Here is a 16,585-nt window from a genome sequence, read left to right as displayed (position 1 = left end):
GTCACTTGACGTCGGTGTCCTTGAAGCACCGGGAGTACACGGCGAAGTTGATCAGGTTCTCGCCCCCGTCGGAGCTGTCCATCCACTTGGCCTCCAGCTGGGTGTGGGTCGCCTCGTGGACGGCGAGGACCTCGGGCGTCTTCGCGGCGGTGTTCTCGTTCGGGCCGTTCTTCACGACCTTCCAGCCGTTCTGCGGCAGTTGCGCGGCGAGGTTCTTCATGCCCTGGCCGAGGGCGTCGTGGTCCACGCCGTACACGGACCAGACGTGCCGGACGTTGCGCAGGCCCTGCTTCTTCTCCTCGCTGGTGCCGCACGGATAGGTCGCCGGCCCCCCGTCGGTCACCTTGCCCTTGACCTGGGTCATGTCGAGGGCCCTGCTCGACAGGTCGCCGACCTCCTTCTCCACGTCCTGGTGGGCGCGGGGCTGCGGGTCGTAGGTGCGCTTGGCGGAGGGTTCGCTGTCCATGAGGGTGCATCCCGATGCGAGGGTCAGGGCGCCCAGGAGCGCCAGTGCCGTGACGTTACGCCTGTTCCTGCGGTTCATCAGTGCGGAGCCGCCCTTTCCAGATCGACCTGGTCGTAGCGGCCGGCGATGACGGCCGCCTGGTTGCGCAGACTGAGGGACGCCTTGCCGTCCTCCTCGTCCCAGAAGTTTCCGTGGCCGGGGGAATCGCTGCGCATCTTGTTGGCGCCGAAGGACTCGTCCGTCGGAATGGTCCAGTTGTCGCCGAGGCCGGCGAAGCGGCCGCCACCCGTGACGAAGTTGTCGTCGCCCCCGCCTTCCATGGCCCACACGTGCTTCGGCTTGAAGCCGAGGTCGGCGGCGTGGTCCGCCTGCATGCCGGGGCTGCCGGCCACGACCACGTCGTCGACGGGCAGGGGATCGTCCCAGGTGTCGGCGTACTCGCTGCGGTACTTCGCCGTGTCGCCGATCAAGGTGGATCCGTAGCTGTGGCCCATGAGCGTCGTGTGCGAGCTGTCGCCGGTGGCCGACCGGTGGGCCGTCTCGGTGCCGTCGAGGAACTGCCGCAGCGTCGGAGCGCCCTGCTGCGCCCACTTGTCCTGGGTGGCCTCGGAGACGATGGTGTTCGGGGCGTCGTAGTCGAACCAGGTGATGGTCGACACCGACTTGCCGGGCGCCATCGCCGAGGACTCGCGCCACAGGGCGTCGCTCTTCGCGGCCTCGTCCTCGATGCTGCCCAGGGTCGTCTTCGTGCCCGGCACGAAGACGGCCGTGTGGTCCGCGGTGTCCGGGTTCCCGTTGGCCAGGATCACCCGGCCGTCGTTGTTCGCCTCGGCGTCGAAACCGAGCAGGTACGCCTGGGGCAGTCCGCGCTCGGCGCTCTCGTCGAAGCGCTTCTGGATGGTTTCCATGCCGAACAGACGGTCCTCCAGGTGGGCCTTGCGGTCCCCGTGCTTGTCGTTCCAGGCACTCCACGCGTCGGTCTCTTCGCGCATCCAGGCGCGCCCGCGCTGGACGTAGTGGTACTTGGGCTCGGGTTCCTTGGGGATCCCGTTCAGCTCCGTCCTGTAGAGGCCGTGCGTCTCCGCGAGGACCGTGCGGTTGGCGCTGTCGCGGGCGTCCGCGGGAAGCCCGTTCATGGCCCCGACGCTCGCCGGCTGAAGGGTGATGTAGGCCTCCCTCTCCCTGTCGGAAAGGCCCTTCCACCATTCGGCGTTCAGCTCGGGGTCGCTGCCCTTCGGGGGCGGCGGCTTGATGTGGGCGAGGTAGTCCTTGGCCCCGGCCCGGACCTCGCCGCTGTCCGCCGCGACATCGGCCCAGTCGGATTCGGAGACGAGGAAGTCGTCGTCCGCCTTCAGCTTGCGGAGTTTGGGCGCCCACTGGGTGTCGGCCTCGGTGGCCTCGGCGACGGCCTGGGCGATCCGGTTGGCTATCTCCACCGCCTTCCCGAAGTTCGGGTTCGGGTGGATGTTGGCGGCCTGCCGCTCCAGCGCGGCGGACAGGTCGCCCGCGTCCTTGGCGGGGTCGATGACGTTCCCGGACGGTTTGCCCTTGGCACTGCCACTGACCGTGCCCCCCTCGGGCAGCTTGCCGTCCTTCTCCTCGCCGGCGGGCGGGTAGCTGACCGAACCGTCCGCCCCCACCGAGAACTTCGCGGCCTCCGCGTCCGCGACAGCGCCGTCCAGCTTCGACTTGGCCGTCGTCAGCGAGGCCGCCAGAGCGTTCAGCGAGGTCGCGGCGAGCCCGCATTCGACCTGCGTGTAGTGGAAGTTCTTCGCCAGCAGCTGGAGTTGCTCCACCGCGGCGTCCACCGCCTTGCCGCTCAGCCCGGACCGGAGCCGCGTCGTGATCTGCTGCTCGGCGCTCGCATAGGCGTGGTCGGCCATGCTGCTGACCGACCGGTATCCGTCCGCCGCCTCCGTGAACTCCGAAGGCTTGAGCGCCTTCAGCGTTGCGTAGTCCATCCCCGCGATCACCGACCCCGTACGTATCTGCGAATGCAATGGTCGGGATCTTACATACGGGTGTCTGTGGACATGACAGTCCCCGGCAGTCCGTCGGTGCCATGAGCCATCCGCCGTCGCCGATGGCTCCCGTGGTCGACAAGTCCTGCCGGGGGCCTGGCCAGAGCCTGGATCGAAGTCACTCGGGCCCCAGGACGTCTCCTGAGGGAGGTGCGGCTCTTTCCGGTGATCCGGTGTATTAGTGAGTCTCCTCCCTATTCGTCCTGAGTCAATACCTTTCGGGACGTAGGCTGGAAGAAATTCGCGTCGCGCTCGCCACGAGGCCGACGGGAGGTGTGGCCATGACCGCAGCGCCGGATTCCAAGGTCGCCCGCGGGCCCGGTGCAACCGTCTGGGCCCCCGAGACGGTCAGCGCCGACCCGTACAACGCCCAGACCCCGTCGGCCGCCCTGGCCGAGCCCGTCACCCCCGTCGACGCCTTCTTCGTGCGCGACCACTTCGGCATCCCGCCGACCGGCCCCGGCCGGTGGCGGCTCCGGGTCGGCGGCGCCGTGGCCACCGCCTTCTCCATCGGCCTGGAAGAACTGCTCACGCTGGAACACCGCGAACTCGACGTCGTCGTGGAATGCGCCGGGAACGGCCGCAGCCTGATGCGGCCCGCCCCGCCCGGCCTGCCCTGGGGCCAGCGCGCCGTGGGCTGCGCACACTTCGCGGGCGTGCCCTTCCGCATCCTCGCCGACCGCGCCGGCACGGACCCGGAGTCCGTCGAGGTCGTCTTCACCGGAGCCGACTCCGGCACCGTCCGCGGCCGCCGGACGCCCTTCGAACGCAGCCTCCCGCTCGCCGCGGCCCGCCACCCCGACACCCTCCTCGCCACCCGTATGAACGGCGAGCCGCTCACCCCCGAGCACGGCGCCCCGGTCCGCCTGGTGGTCCCCGGCCGCTACGCCGTCGCAGATGTGAAGTGGCTGGTCGGGGCGCGGGCCGTGACCGCCCCCTTCACCGGGGTCTTCCAGGCCGAGGAATACCTCTACCTCACCCCGCACGGCACCCCCGAAGGACCCGTGACGACCCTGCGGGTCAAGTCGCTCATCACCGAGCCCACACCGGACGAGGACCTGCGCCGGGGCCACGAGACCCTGGTCCGCGGCCACGCCTGGTCGGGCGACGGCGTGCCCGTGCACAGGGTCGAGGTACGGGCCGAACACGAGGACGACGGCCGCGACCCGGACCACGTCCGGGGCTGGCACGAAGCCGTCCTCGAACCGCCGGCCGGCCCGTACGCCTGGCGCGGCTGGTCCTACCGGTGGACCCCGCAGCAGCCGGGACCGTACCGGCTGCTGTCCCGCGCGACCGACGCCCGCGGCGACACACAGCCGCCGCAGGCCCCGTGGAACGCCCGCGGCTACGGCTGCAATCCCGTGGCCTCCGTAGAAGTGGTGGTCGTATGAACGGTTCCGAGGCGACGATCGAGGTCATCGCCACCCCGTCCCTCGGGGACACCAGCTACCTGCTCGTCAGCGGCGACGAGGCCGCCCTCGTCGACCCGCAGCGGGACGTCTGGGGGCTGATGGACTCCTGCGCCGCCAAGGGCGTCCGCATCCGGTACGTCCTGGAGACGCACGTGCACAACGACTACGTCTCCGGCGCGCTGGAGGTCCGGGCGGCGACCGGCGCCACCGTCGCAGGCCCGGCCCGCGCCCCCTACGCCTTCGACCACCTGGCCATGGCCGAGGACGACGAGATCTCCGTCGGCGACGCGACCGTACGGGCCGTCGAAACACCCGGCCACACCGCCGAACACACCTCCTACCTGGTCTTCGACGAGGAGCACCGCGTCCCGTCGGCCGTCTTCACCGGAGGCAGCCTCCTCGTCGGCAACGCCGGCCGCACCGACCTGTCCGGCAGCGGCCGTACGGAGGAACTCGCCCGGGCCCAGTACCGGACCCTGCGCCGGCTCGCCCTGCTCCCGGACGGCACCCGCGTGCTGCCGACGCACGGCGCGGGCAGCTCCTGCGCGGCCGGCCCGGTGTCGGGGGAGCGGACCAGCACCGTCGGCACGGAGCGGCGCACCAACCCCGTCCTGACCGCCCAGGACGAGGAGGAGTTCGTCAGGGGACGGATGTCCGGCCTGCCCCCGTACCCCGCCTACTACCGCCACATGGCCCCGGTCAACTGGCACGGCCCGCGGGTCCTCGGCGGCCCGCCCGTGCTCCGCGCGCTCACCCCGAACATGGTGGAGGGGCTCGCCGGCGGCGGCGCTCAGATCGTCGACGCGCGCGACCGGGCGGCCTTCGCCGCCGGCCACCTGCCCGACTCGATCTGCGACGAGCTCGACGAGCGCTTCGCGACCCTGGTCGGCGAGGTCGTGCCCTTCGGCACGCGGCTGGTCCTCGTCCTGCCGGAACCGGCAGCGGACGCCGCCCGCGAGGCGATGGTCCAGCTCCTGCGGATCGGATACGACGACGTCGCCGGATACCTGGCGGGAGGCGTCGACGCCTGGGCGGCCGCCGGCCGGCCGCTGCGCACCTTCCGCACCGCGGACGCGGCCGCGCTGGCCGGGCACCTCGACGGCAGACGGCTGCTCGACGTGCGGCCGGACCGCCCCGAGGGCGGCATCCCCGGATCCCTCGCCGTACCCCTCGCCGAACTGCCCCGCAGGATCGGCGAGCTGCCCCGGGACCAGGAGATCTGGGTGGTGTGCGGCAGCGGCCGCCGGGCGGCCGTCGCCGCGGGCCTGATCGACCGGGCGGGGATCCCGGTGACCGCGGTCATCAGCGGCGGTGCCCAGGATCTGATGGCGCACGCCTGACCGGTGGCCACCCGACGGCCGTGCCGCCCGGTTTCCCGCCGCCCGGTTTCCCGCCGCCCCCGCGGAGGTACTGGTCCTACCCGACCTTCCGGCGGACACAGGGCCCGGTGCCGATGCCTCGGATAGGGTGAATCGGTAGGAATCAGGCCCCCGGGGTGAGGTCGGTGTGGACACTTACCAGTCGACGAGCGAGGTGCCGGACCCGCCGGCGGCGGTTGTCGGCTACGCGGGCGTACTCCGCGAGCTGCTGCCGATCGCCCTGTGGCGGGAGGACGCCGACGGGCGCATCGCGGAGTGGTCCCTGGCCGCCCAGGACCTGCTCGGGCACCGCCCCGAGGACGTCCTCGGCCGCCCCGGAACCTCCGTACTGGTCCCCGAGGCCAACCACGAACTCGCCGACCAGCTGACCCGGCGCGTCCAGGCGGGCGAGACCGTCGTCGGCACCCTCCCCGTGCGCCACCGCGACGGGCACCGCGTCGTGATGGAGATGTGGATCGTCCCCGCCGTCGACGCCGCCGGGCGGACGGGCACCCTGCTCATCGCCGTGGAGACCTCCGAGGTCCTCCACATGCGCGACTCCCTCGCCGCCCTCCAGAGCCTGTTCACCCAGTCACCCATCGGCCTGGCCACCCTCGGCCCCGACCTGCGCTTCCTCCGGGTCAACGACGCGCTCGCCAGGATGAACGGCGTCTCCGCCGCCGAGCACCTCGGCAAACGGCTCACCGAAGTGGTCCCCGGCGTCAACGCCGCCGCCCTCGAGGCGACGATGCAGCAGGTCCTCGACCGCGGCACCGCCGTCGTCGACGTCCGCCGCACCGGGCGGACCCCCGCCGACCCCGAGCACGACCGGACCTGGTCCTGCTCCTACGCCCCGCTCCTCGACGGCTCCGGGCGGCCCCTCGGCCTGATCGCCTCCCTCATCGACATCACCGAGAGCCAGCGGGCCCAGGCCGAGGCCGAGCTGGCCCAGCACCGCTTCGCCCTGCTCGCGGAAGCCGGCACCCGCATCGGCACGACCCTGGACCTGCACCAGACCGCCCAGGAGATCGTGGAACTGCTGGTCCCGCAGCTCTCGGACTCCGCCGACGTCCAGCTCCTCGAATCCGTCCTGGGCCCCGACGAGGGCGCGGCGCCCACGGCCTCCACCCGAGGGGTCCTGCGCCGCCTGGCGGCACACTTCCCCGACCCGACCGCCCCCACCGCGAAACTCACCCCCGGCCAGACGTTCCAGATCCCCGCCGGCACCCTCTACGAGCAGGTCATCACCGAGGGCCGGCCCATGAACCTCTACATCTCCGACATCCCGGCACTGATCACCTCCCCGCGAGCCGACGCCCTGCGGGCCTACCTGGCCACCCTGGGCTCGGCCCGCCTGGTCCCGCTCGTCGCCCGCGGCACGGTGCTGGGCGCCGTCACCGTCACCCGGACGCGCGAGCGCGAGCCCTTCGACGAGCAGGACTGCGTACTGGTCGACGAGCTCGTCGCCCGGGCGGCCCTCAACATCGACAACGCACGCATGTACACCCGGCAGCGCCAGGCCGCCCTGACCCTCCAGCGCAGCCTCACCAACAGCGTCCTGCCCGAGGTCCCCGGCCTCGAACTCACCGGCCGCTACCTCCCCGCCAGCGACCACGACGTCGGCGGGGACTGGTTCGACGCCATCCCGCTGCCCGGCGGCCGCACCGGGCTCGTCATCGGGGACGTCATGGGCCACGGGATCCACGCCGCGGCCGTGATGGGACAGCTGCGCACGGCCGTACGGACCCTCGCGCGCCACGGCGTACCCCCCGCACAACTGCTCCGCTCCCTCGACGCCGTGGTCGCCGACCTCGGCGAGGACGAGATGGCGACGTGCGTGTACGCCGTCCACCACGCGGCATCGGGCACCTGCGTGATCGCCCGCGCCGGCCACCCGCCGCCGGCCGTCGTCGCCACCGACGGGGCGGTGACCTTTCTCCACGGCCCGCCCGGGACCCCGCTGGGCGCCGGCGGACGGGACTTCCGCACCGAGGAGGTGCACCTTCCCCCGGGCAGCCTGCTCGTCCTCTACACCGACGGACTCATCGAGGCCCGCGACCGCGACCTCGACCAGGGCATGGAACAGCTGGGGCAGGCCCTGCACGGGGTGGAACAGCCCCTGGAGCGGCTGTGCGACCAGATCCTGCGGCGGCTGCTCCCGAGCGCCCAGCAGGACGACGTGGCGATGCTGCTGGCCCGCTCCCGGCCGCTGTGACCGGCCCGCCGACGACGGCCCGCCGCGGCCCCCCGGCGGACCGCAGCGTCACCAGGCCATGTCCTCCAGCGCGTCCAGGTCCAGCGGGGCCGGCGGCTGCGGCTCCGCGCCGCCGGTCAGCGGCAGCTCGGCCCAGATGACCTTCCCGCGGTCGGTGTAGCGGGTGCCCCACCGTTCGGCGTACTGCGCGACGAGGAACAGTCCGCGCCCGCCCTCGTCTGTGGTGGCCGCGTACCGCAGGTGCGGGGAGGTGCTGCTGCCGTCGGAGACCTCGCAGATCAGGCTCCGGTCGCGCAGCAGGCGGACCCCGACGGGCGCGCTCCCGTACCGGATCGCGTTGGTGACCAGCTCGCTGAGGATCAGCTCCACGGCGAAGGAGATGTCCCCCAGGCCCCACTCGACGAGCTGCGCCGAGCCGGCGTTGCGCACCCGGGAGACGGCCGAGTGCTCGCCGGGCACCTCCCATTCGGCGATCCGGTCCGCCTCCAGCCGCCGGGTGTCCGCGATCAGCAGCGCGATGTCGTCGCTCGGCACCGGGAACAGCATCGTCGCGAGCACGTCCGAGGCCGCCTGGTCGGGGCTGCGGCCGGGACGGGAGAGCGCGTCGGCGAGGAGCTGCAGACCGGTGTCGAAGTCCCGGTCGCGGTCCTCGACCAGGCCGTCCGTGAACAACACGAGCCGGCTCCCCTCGGACAGCTGGAACTCGACCGCCTCGAAGGGCATCCCGCCCACGCCGAGCGGGAGCCCGGCCGGCAGCTCGGGGAACTCCACCCCGCCGTCGGGGCTGATCAGCGCGGGCCCGGGATGCCCGGCGCTCGCCATCCGGCACCGTCCGGAGACCGGGTCGTAGACCGCGTAGAGACAGGTGGCCCCGGTGACGGCGGAAGCACGCTCGGCCGCACCGTCGGGCCCTCCGTGCTCCCCGCCCGCTCCGCTCCCGTCCGCGTCCCCGCCCCCGCCCCCGGCCTCGTCCTGGTCGATCCGGTTGATCAGCTCGTCCAGGTGCCCGAGCAGCTCGTCGGGCGGCAGGTCCAGGGTGGCGAAGTTGTGCACCGCGGTCCGCAGCCGGCCCATGGTGGCCGCGGCGTGCACCCCGTGCCCGACGACATCGCCCACGACCAGCGCCACGCGGGCGCCCGGGAGCTGGATCACGTCGAACCAGTCGCCTCCCACCCCCGCCTTCGCCGGCAGGTAGCGGTAGGCCACGTCCACGGCGCTCTGGTCGGGCAGCACCCGGGGCAGGAGCCTGCGCTGGAGGGTCACGGCCGTCGCGTGCTCGCGGGTGAAGCGGCGGGCGTTGTCGATGGAGACGGCCGCCCGCGCACCCAGCTCCTCCGCGAAGGACAGGTCCTCCCCGTCGAAGGGCTCCGGCGTGTCGGCGCGCCAGAAGTTGGCCATGCCGAGGACCACCCCGCGGGCCTGGAGGGGTACGGAGATCAGCGAGTGCAACCCGTACTCGAGGGCCACGCGGGTGCCCTCGGAGTCCTGGGCCCGCCAGCCCATGGCCGCGTTCAGATCGGCAGCCAGCACCGCGTGCCCTTCGTCCAGGGCCGCCGCCATCGGGGCCGTCGGCACCACGAACCGGATGAGGTCGCCGACCGGCTGGAGCGGCGAGTCGGTGCGCACGCCGGTGATGGCCGCCCGGCGCATCTCGGTGTAGACGCCGGTGACGTCGGAGGGCTCGTCACCGTGCAGTACGGGCTCCAGCAGCTCCACCGTCACGAAGTCGGCGAAGCGCGGTACGGCCACCTCCGACAGCTCCTCGGCGGTGCGCACCACGTCGAGCGTGGTGCCGATCCGCCCGCCCGCGTCGTACAGCAGCTGCAGGCGGCTGCGGGCGACCTCGGCCCGGCCGGTGAGGGAGGCGAGCTCCGTAGTGTCGCGCAGCGTCACCACGCGGCCCGCCGGCCGCCCCGCGTACGCCATGGTCGGCCGTACGTTGACCGCGAGCAGCCGGTCGCCCGCCAGGTGCACGTGGTCCGTCACGACCCGGCCCGAGGCGAGGAGCTCGGTGGTGCGGGGGTCGAGACCGAGGTCGCCGACGGCGCGCTCCTCGGCGTCCTGCGGCAGGTCCAGGAGTCTGCGGGCCTCGTCGTTGGCCAGGATGAGCCGCTGGTCGTTGCCGATGATGAGCACGCCCTCGCGCACGGCGTGCAGAACGGCCTCGTGGTGTTCGTTCATCCGGGTCATCTCGGCGGCGCCCAGGCCCCTGGTCTGGTGCAGCAGCCGCCGGCTGACCAGGGCGGCGCCGGCGGTGCCGAGCAGCAGTCCGCCGGCCGTGGCGCCCACGAGGAGCGGGAGCTGCCCCTCCACCGCGTGGGAGACGTTCTCCACCTCTATGCCGGTGCCGACCAGGCCGATGACGGCGCCGTCCGCGTTCCGCACGGGGACCACGGCCCGGACGGCATCGCTCGGCTGGCCCTGGAAGACCTCCGTGAAGGACTCCCCGGCGACGGCCCGGGAGACGTCGGAGGCGCGCTGGCCGATCAGCTCGGGCCGCGAGTCGGTGTAGCGGACCCCGCGGACGTCCATCACGGCGATGAAGTCGAGGCCCGAGGCCCTGCGGGCGGCCTCGGCCAACGGCTGGAGCGCGGCCGTCGGATCCCGGGACATCAGCGCCTCCGGCAGGCCGGGGGCGTGCGCGAAGGCCTCGGCGGCGGCGAGCGAGCGGTTGCGGGCGTCGCGCTGGCTGTCGTAGCGGGCCTGGAAGACCAGGGCCAGCGCGGCGGCCGTGGTGAGCAGCACCACGATCACCGCCATGAGGGCGAAGACCTGACCGGCGACACTGTGCGCCCCCCGGGACAGGCGAGCGGACATGCGCGAACCCCTCCCGGTCGGCTGTCGACCAAAACGTCCGGTCATGAGCCCTTTCTAACACTGTCCCGGGGTTTGGGCGTGGCCGGGCGGCGGCGCCGACCGGCCGCGCCCGCACGGCCGCCCGCTCCGGCCCGTGGAACGGCCGAGGCCCGGCCCCCGGGCGGGGGGCCGGGCCTCCGGGCCGGGTGGGTCAGAGGACGTCGGCGGCGATGTTCGCCGCGACCTGCTCCAGGAGGGGACCCGCGTTCGGGATGGACTTGGCCGGGTCGGGTTCCAGGTCCGTCAGCGGGTACGCCTTGCGGATGCCCGCCGCCTGCAGGGCCTCCTGGCCCAGCAGCAGCCGGCCGCAGACCGCCACGACCGGCTTGCCGGCGGCGCGCGCGGCCGCCGCGACACCCGCGGGAGCCTTGCCGTGCAGGGTCTGCTCGTCCAGCGAGCCCTCACCGGTGATGACGAGCGTGGCCCGCTCCAGCGCCGGCGCGAAGCCCAGTACCTCCAGCATCAGCTCGATGCCGGGACGGAAGCTCGCGCCCAGCAGCAGCGCGCCGTAGCCGATGCCGCCCGCGCCGCCCGCGCCCGGGGAGGCGGCGAGCTCGGCGGCCTTCGGGCCGATCGACTTCTCCAGCACCTGCGCGTAGTGCGCCAGCGCCGCGTCGAGCGTCGCCACGTCCTCGGGCGAGGCGCCCTTCTGCGGGCCGTAGACGGCCGCGCAGCCCTTCGGACCGGTCAGCGGGTTGTCCACGTCGCTGGCCAGGACGAAGTCGACCTCCGCGAAGCGCGGGTCCACGCCCGACAGGTCGGCCGAGGCCAGGTCGGCCAGCGCGCCGCCGCCCGGACCGACCGGTTCGCCGTTCGCATCCAGGAACACCGCACCGAGAGCCGCGAGCATGCCGGCGCCGCCGTCCGTGGTGGCGCTGCCGCCGACGCCGAAGACGATCGAGCGGGCACCCGCGTCCAGCGCGGCCTTGAGGACCTCGCCCGAGCCGTACGTGGTCGCCGTCAGCGCGGCGAAGGTGCCCGCCGGCAGCAGCTGGAGACCGGAGGCCTCCGCCATCTCGACCACCGCGGTGCCCTCGCGCAGCGCGAAGGCGGCCGTGACCTGGTCCCCGAGGGGCCCGGTGACCCGTACCTCCCGGCGTTCGAAACCGGCCGCGACGGCGGCCGCGACCGTGCCGTCGCCGCCGTCCGCGACGGGGAGGGTCTCGATCTCCACGCCCGGTACGGCCCTTCGGAGGCCGGCCGTGACCCGCTCCGCGACCTGAACGGCCGTGAGCGAGCCCTTGAATTTGTCCGCGGCGATGAGCACGCGCGCGGCCTCAGTTACTGCTCCGTCCGTCACCTTGCTATTCCCTTGCTATCGAACAGTGCAGTCGCGCCGCCATGAGCTTATCCGGAGGATCCTCCTATGCCCATGAGTGGCCTGGGCCACACCCGGCGCGCCATGCCCCTAAATAGGGATATACGCCTGCATAGTGTGGCCGCATGAGCGCCGAATCACTGGAACAGCCACGTCCGGACACCCCCGGAGGGGGCTCCGGCAGTCCGGTGGACGGCGCCCCCGACCTCACCGTCGTCAGCGTCGGCGTGATCGCCGTGCTGGCCGTCGTCGCCTGGGCGGCCCTCGGCAAGGACTCCTTCGACACCGCCTCCGCTGCCGCCCTGGCCTGGGTCCTGAACAACTTCGCGTGGCTGTTCGTGATCGCCGCGGACGTCTTCCTCGTCATGTGCGTCGTCCTCGCGATCAGCCGCTTCGGCCGGATCCGCCTCGGCGCCGACGACTCCGAGCCCGAGTTCACCAACCTGTCGTGGATCGCGATGATGTTCAGCGCCGGCATGGGCATCGGCCTGATGTTCTACGGCGTGGGGGAGCCGCTCACCCACTACCTGGCCCCGCCGCCCGCCTCCGGGGCGGCCCCCCGCACGGGCGCGGCCGCCTTAGCGGCCATGGAGTACTCCTTCTTCCACTGGACCCTCACCCCGTGGGCCATCTACGGCATCGCCGGCCTCGCCCTCGCCTACGCGACCTTCCGCAAGGGCCGCGGCAACCGCCTCAGCTCCGCCTTCGTCCCCCTGATCGGCCGGGAACGGGCCGACGGCGGGCCCGGCAGGGCCATCGACCTGCTCGCCGTCTTCGCCACCGTCTTCGGTACCGCCACCAGCCTCGGCCTCGGCGCGCTCCAGGTGTCCAAGGGACTCAGCCTCACCACCGGGATCGAGGACTCCACCACCGTCGAGCTGATCATCATCTGCTCGCTCTCGGCGGCCTTCGTGCTCTCCGCCTTCTCCGGCCTGCACAAGGGAGTGAAGTGGCTGAGCACCAGCAACATCGTGCTCGCCGCCGTCCTGATGGTCTTCGTCTTCCTGCTCGGCCCCACCGTCTACATCCTCGACGTGATCCCCTCCGGCGTCGGCGGCTACCTGAGCGAGCTGCTGCCCATGGCCAGCCGCACCGGCGCCTTCACCGACAGCGCCTGGCTCGGCGCGTGGACGATCTTCTACTGGGCGTGGTGGCTCTCCTGGGCCCCCTTCGTCGGCACCTTCATCGCCCGCATCTCACGGGGCCGCACCATCCGCGAGTTCCTCATCGGGGTGCTGCTCGTACCCAGCGGGGCCACCGTCGTCTGGTTCTGCGTGATGGGCGGCACCGCCATCCGCCTCGACTCCACCGGCGCCGTCGACTTCGCGGCCGAGCTCGAGGAAGGCACCGAAGCCTCCCTCTTCGCCATGCTGGACGCGCTGCCGCTGTCCACGCTCACCTCGTGGGTCGCCATGGCCCTCGTCATGACCTACTTCGTCACCAGCGCCGACTCCGCCTCCCTCGTCATGGGCTCCCTCACCAGCCGCGGCTCCCTCCACCCGCCCACCTGGCTCGTCGTCACCTGGGGCGTGCTGATGGCCGCCGTGGCCGCGGTACTGCTCCTCGCGGGCGGCCTGAAGTCCCTGCAGACCGCCACCATCCTGGTCGCGCTGCCCTTCGTCGTCGTCATGCTGCTGCTCTGTTGGGCCCTGCTCAAGGAGCTCCGCGAGGACCCCGGCGCGGGACCCGCCCGCCACCATCCCCTGCACGGCGTGCGGGACGCGGTCCGGGCCATGGTCGGAGACGCCGTCACCGAACAGGGGCGGGCGGCCGACCGACCGCCCCCTCGGTAGGGTGGCCGGGTGACCACCACGGATGACTTCGCCACGTACATCGCGAGCCTGCCCCGGGTGCTGGCCGGCGCGGCCGCCCTCTACCGGGACGCCGAGGGCCGGGTCCTGCTCGTCGAGCCCAACTACCGCGAGGGCTGGGCCCTGCCGGGCGGAACCATCGAGTCGGACCAGGGCGAGTCGCCGCGCACCGCCGCCCGCCGGGAGAGCGCCGAGGAGATCGGCATCGACGTCCCCCTCGGCCGCCTCCTCGCCGTGGACTGGACGCTCGGCCCCGGCCGCCCGCCGCTCGTCGCGTACCTCTACGACGGGGGAGTGCTCGACGAGGCCCAGTTCGCCTCGATCAGGCTCCAGGAGGAGGAACTGGTCTCGTGGCGGCTCGTCGACCCCGCCGAACTCACCACCTACCTGCCCGGATCGCTCGGCCGGCGTACCGAAGAGGCCTACCGCGTCCTCCGGTCGGGTGAGGGCACCGCGGAACTGGAGAACGGCCGGCGCCCGGTCACCTCGTAAACACCCGGCTTACTTCGACCAGGACAGAATCAGAAGATGATCACGATGTACGCCTGGCCCAGCACGGCTGACGGGCCGGACGCCCTGCCCATGGTCCACTTCACGACGGACCAGCAGGCCGGTGGCGAGGTCACCCCCGACGGGACGCCGGTGTGGCTCTTCGACACCGCGATACGCGAGGGCGGCTGGGCCCAGTTCGCCGACTTCGAGGGCTGGTCCACACCCGCCGCCGACTGGCGGGCCCTCTACCGCCGCGAGGACGACTTCCTCGCCGTCACCGGCCCCGGCGCCTGCGAGGGCTGGTACGAGGGCAACCTAGGCGCCGACACCGACTGGGTGGCGGCGGCCGCCACCCAGTCGAGCGTGGTGCTGCTGGCCGCCCCCGTGCAGCACCCCTCGCTCTACGGCTACGCCGTGGAGGCCGGCGCCGCCTTCGCCCTGCTCGTCCCGCTCCTCGTGGTCTGACCCGGGGTCAGGCCAGCAGCTTGGCCTTGGCGCGGTCGAACTCCTCCTGGGTGATGTCGCCCTTGTCCTTGAGGGCGGAGAGCTTGTGCAACTCGTCCGCCGAACCGCTGCCGGGGCCGGCCGCCTGCTGGACGTACTGCTTGAAGGCCGCCTCGTTCTCCTGCATCTGCTTCATGTCCCGCTCGCCCATGCTCTTCCCGCGGGCGATGAGGTACACGAACACGCCGAGGAACGGCAGGATCAGCACGAAGATCAGCCATCCCGCCTTGCCCCAGCCGCTCATCGTGTGGTCACGGAAGATGTCCGTGATGATCTTGAAGAGCAGGAAGAACCACATGATCCACAGGAACAGCCACAGCATCGTCCAGAAGAGGTTCAGAAGCGGATAGTCGTCCATGCCCGGCTCCGATCGTGTAGCGGTACTCCTTTCATACAGGTGCTCCCTTATGTCCGCATTCGGAGCGATCTGTTGCCGGACCCCCTTGGAGTGACTTCGGCCCCGCCGCCGCTGCGGCGACCCCGCCGGACGGCGCCCGGATGCTTGCCTAGGGGCTAGGGCCGCACACCGGCGGCCGCAGCCGACCCCACAGGAGCACGCACCCATGGCCGCACCCAGGGAACCGGACAGCGCGAAGGTCGAAGCCTTCATGGAAAAGGCGCTCGGGGACCTGAGCGGAGCCATGGCCACCGCACTGTGCGCCATCGGCGACCGGCTCGGCCTGTTCAAGGACCTCGCCGCCCACGGCCCGACCCGCAGCCAGGACCTGGCGGACCGACTGGACCTGCGCGAACGCTACGTCCGCGAGTGGCTGCGCGGCCTCACGGCCGCCGGCTACCTCACCGAGCCCGAACCGGGCACCTTCGCCCTGCCCCCCGAACACGTCCCCGCACTCGCCGCCGAACCGGGCCCGATGTTCCTGGGCGGCGTCCACCAGATGCTCCCCGGCCTCTGGCAGCCCTACGAACAACTCGTGGACGCCTTCCGGACGGGCGGCGGCGTACCGCAGGCCGCCTACCCGCCCTCCGTCTGGGACGGCATGAGCCGCTTCTCCGGCAGCTGGTTCGAGAGCGTCATGATCGACGACTGGCTCTCCACCTTCCCGCACGTCGTCGGCAAGCTCGAACGCGGCAGCTACGTCGCGGACGTCGGCTGCGGCGCGGGCCGGGCCCTGATCGTGCTCGCCAAGGCGTTCCCGCGCTCGCGGTTCACCGGCTTCGACGTCTTCCCGGCCCAGGTCGAACGCGCCCGCGCCAACGCCCAACGGGCGGGCGTCGCCGACCGGGTCTCCTTCCGCCTCCTCGACGTCGCACAGGGCCTCCCCGACCGGTACGACATCGTCACCACCTTCGACGTCATCCACGACGCCGCGGACCCCCGGGGCCTGCTGGCCGCCATCAGAGCCGCCGTCAAGGACAACGGCGACTACCTCATGCTGGAGGTCAACTCCCGGGACCGCCCCGAGGACAACGTCGGCCCCGTCGCCTCGCTCCTGTACGGGTTCAGCGTCTTCTACTGCATGACCACGTCCCTGGCCGGCGACGGAGCCGCCCTCGGGACCTGCGGCCTGCCCGAGGAGACCGTCCGCACCCTCTGTGCCGAGGCCGGCTTCCGCGAAGTCACCCGTTCTCCCGCCGAAGACCCCTTCAACGTCCTCTACGACGTCAGACCCTGACCGGCCTCGAAGGCCAGCAGCCGCACCTTGCGCTCGACCCCGCCGCCGTAGCCGGTCATGCTGCCGGACGCGCCGATCACCCGGTGGCACGGCACGATGATCCCGACCGGGTTCTTCCCGTTGGCCAGACCCACCGCGCGCGAGGCGTTCGGCTTGCCCAGCTTCGCCGCCAGCTCCCCGTACGACCACGTCTCGCCGTACGGGATCCGCGCGAGCTGCTCCCAGACGCTGCGCTGGAACTCGGTGCCCTCCAACCGGAGCGGGAGGTCGAACTCGGTCAGCTCCCCGGCGAAGTACGCGGCCAGCTGGCGCACCACTTCGGGAAAGGGCTCCTCGCCGGCCGCCACCCGCTCCCCGAAGGACTCCTCAGCCGGGCGGTGGCGCTGCCCGGTCATGTAGAGGCCGCTGAGGACGCCGTCCGCGGCCACCAGGGTGAGCGGACCGTACGGGCTGTCGACGACGGTGTGCTGCTTGCGGCTGTTCGCGGTGTCTCGCATG

Annotated in this window: 13 protein-coding genes; 7 read left to right on the top strand and 6 right to left on the bottom strand. The window is 72.4% G+C overall.

Annotation, left to right across the window (positions count from 1 at the left end):
* Position 1 precedes the first annotated feature (1 nt).
* Together OHA91_RS08200 and OHA91_RS08195 are read right to left on the bottom strand one after the other, a co-directional pair.
* Positions 2-544, bottom strand: coding sequence for a hypothetical protein (locus OHA91_RS08200; RefSeq protein WP_328738939.1), 543 nt, complete (start codon positions 542-544; stop codon positions 2-4).
* Positions 544-2,427: an alpha/beta hydrolase gene (locus OHA91_RS08195; protein WP_031154486.1), complete on the bottom strand. Its 1,884-nt coding sequence runs from the start codon at positions 2,425-2,427 to the stop codon at positions 544-546. The genes OHA91_RS08200 and OHA91_RS08195 overlap by 1 nt, the downstream gene beginning before the upstream one ends.
* Before the next feature lie 341 nt (positions 2,428-2,768).
* Here OHA91_RS08195 and OHA91_RS08190 point away from each other — a divergent pair, with 341 nt between their 5' ends.
* The 3 genes from OHA91_RS08190 to OHA91_RS08180 all read left to right on the top strand — a co-directional run bounded on the left by OHA91_RS08190 (position 2,769) and on the right by OHA91_RS08180 (position 7,472).
* Complete coding sequence (locus OHA91_RS08190; RefSeq protein WP_328738938.1) at positions 2,769-3,878, top strand: sulfite oxidase; 1,110 nt, start codon at positions 2,769-2,771, stop codon at positions 3,876-3,878.
* Complete coding sequence (locus OHA91_RS08185; protein WP_266493347.1) at positions 3,875-5,239, top strand: MBL fold metallo-hydrolase; 1,365 nt, start codon at positions 3,875-3,877, stop codon at positions 5,237-5,239. The genes OHA91_RS08190 and OHA91_RS08185 overlap by 4 nt, the downstream gene beginning before the upstream one ends.
* 166 nt (positions 5,240-5,405) lie before the next feature.
* Positions 5,406-7,472: a SpoIIE family protein phosphatase gene (locus OHA91_RS08180; protein ID WP_031154490.1), complete on the top strand. Its 2,067-nt coding sequence runs from the start codon at positions 5,406-5,408 to the stop codon at positions 7,470-7,472.
* Positions 7,473-7,520: 48 nt separating this feature from the next.
* On the opposite strand, the gene OHA91_RS08175 is transcribed toward OHA91_RS08180, so the two are convergent.
* A complete protein-coding gene (locus OHA91_RS08175) occupies positions 7,521-10,289 on the bottom strand; it encodes a SpoIIE family protein phosphatase (RefSeq protein ID WP_037633199.1) in 2,769 nt (922 codons plus the stop codon).
* A 190-nt stretch (positions 10,290-10,479) separates the two neighbouring features.
* Entirely contained in the window at positions 10,480-11,628 is a 1,149-nt protein-coding gene (locus OHA91_RS08170; RefSeq protein WP_266493356.1) for a glycerate kinase, read from the bottom strand.
* A 143-nt stretch (positions 11,629-11,771) separates the two neighbouring features.
* Between OHA91_RS08170 and OHA91_RS08165 the strand changes: the two genes are divergently transcribed.
* The 3 genes from OHA91_RS08165 to OHA91_RS08155 are packed head-to-tail and all read left to right on the top strand — an operon-like array spanning position 11,772 to position 14,414.
* Positions 11,772-13,439 (top strand): BCCT family transporter, encoded by a 1,668-nt coding sequence (locus OHA91_RS08165; RefSeq protein ID WP_328738937.1) that lies wholly within the window; start codon positions 11,772-11,774, stop codon positions 13,437-13,439.
* A gap of 9 nt (positions 13,440-13,448) precedes the next feature.
* Positions 13,449-13,949, top strand: a complete 501-nt coding sequence (locus tag OHA91_RS08160; RefSeq protein ID WP_266493359.1) for an NUDIX domain-containing protein — start codon at positions 13,449-13,451, stop codon at positions 13,947-13,949.
* 36 nt (positions 13,950-13,985) lie between these two features.
* Complete coding sequence (locus OHA91_RS08155; protein ID WP_031154497.1) at positions 13,986-14,414, top strand: hypothetical protein; 429 nt, start codon at positions 13,986-13,988, stop codon at positions 14,412-14,414.
* Positions 14,415-14,421: 7 nt separating this feature from the next.
* Here OHA91_RS08155 and OHA91_RS08150 read toward each other — a convergent pair whose 3' ends face one another.
* The gene (locus OHA91_RS08150; protein ID WP_328738936.1) at positions 14,422-14,811 is read right to left on the bottom strand and encodes an SHOCT domain-containing protein; all 390 of its coding nucleotides are present in this window, start codon (positions 14,809-14,811) and stop codon (positions 14,422-14,424) included.
* A 205-nt stretch (positions 14,812-15,016) separates the two neighbouring features.
* Here OHA91_RS08150 and OHA91_RS08145 point away from each other — a divergent pair, with 205 nt between their 5' ends.
* Positions 15,017-16,087 carry a class I SAM-dependent methyltransferase gene (locus OHA91_RS08145; protein WP_031154503.1) on the top strand — a complete coding sequence of 357 codons (1,071 nt, stop codon included), beginning with the start codon at positions 15,017-15,019 and terminating at the stop codon, positions 16,085-16,087.
* On the opposite strand, the gene OHA91_RS08140 is transcribed toward OHA91_RS08145, so the two are convergent.
* A complete protein-coding gene (locus tag OHA91_RS08140; protein ID WP_031154506.1) occupies positions 16,069-16,584 on the bottom strand; it encodes a methylated-DNA--[protein]-cysteine S-methyltransferase in 516 nt (171 codons plus the stop codon). The two genes, OHA91_RS08145 and OHA91_RS08140, sit on opposite strands and share 19 nt — an antisense overlap.
* Position 16,585 lies beyond the last annotated feature (1 nt).

Origin of the sequence: Streptomyces erythrochromogenes (assembly GCF_036170895.1) — a bacterium.
Lineage (GTDB): Bacteria > Actinomycetota > Actinomycetes > Streptomycetales > Streptomycetaceae > Streptomyces > Streptomyces erythrochromogenes.
This window is presented reverse-complemented; position numbering and strand designations above follow the sequence as displayed.

Coding starts and splice junctions, on each gene's coding strand:
- OHA91_RS08140 (WP_031154506.1), bottom strand. CDS start 16,584: ATGCGAGACACCGCGAACAGCCGCAAGCAGCACACCGTCGTCGACAGC.
- OHA91_RS08190 (WP_328738938.1), top strand. CDS start 2,769: ATGACCGCAGCGCCGGATTCCAAGGTCGCCCGCGGGCCCGGTGCAACC.
- OHA91_RS08150 (WP_328738936.1), bottom strand. CDS start 14,811: ATGGACGACTATCCGCTTCTGAACCTCTTCTGGACGATGCTGTGGCTG.
- OHA91_RS08175 (WP_037633199.1), bottom strand. CDS start 10,289: ATGTCCGCTCGCCTGTCCCGGGGGGCGCACAGTGTCGCCGGTCAGGTC.
- OHA91_RS08200 (WP_328738939.1), bottom strand. CDS start 544: ATGAACCGCAGGAACAGGCGTAACGTCACGGCACTGGCGCTCCTGGGC.
- OHA91_RS08145 (WP_031154503.1), top strand. CDS start 15,017: ATGGCCGCACCCAGGGAACCGGACAGCGCGAAGGTCGAAGCCTTCATG.
- OHA91_RS08195 (WP_031154486.1), bottom strand. CDS start 2,427: ATGGACTACGCAACGCTGAAGGCGCTCAAGCCTTCGGAGTTCACGGAG.
- OHA91_RS08185 (WP_266493347.1), top strand. CDS start 3,875: ATGAACGGTTCCGAGGCGACGATCGAGGTCATCGCCACCCCGTCCCTC.
- OHA91_RS08155 (WP_031154497.1), top strand. CDS start 13,986: ATGATCACGATGTACGCCTGGCCCAGCACGGCTGACGGGCCGGACGCC.
- OHA91_RS08165 (WP_328738937.1), top strand. CDS start 11,772: ATGAGCGCCGAATCACTGGAACAGCCACGTCCGGACACCCCCGGAGGG.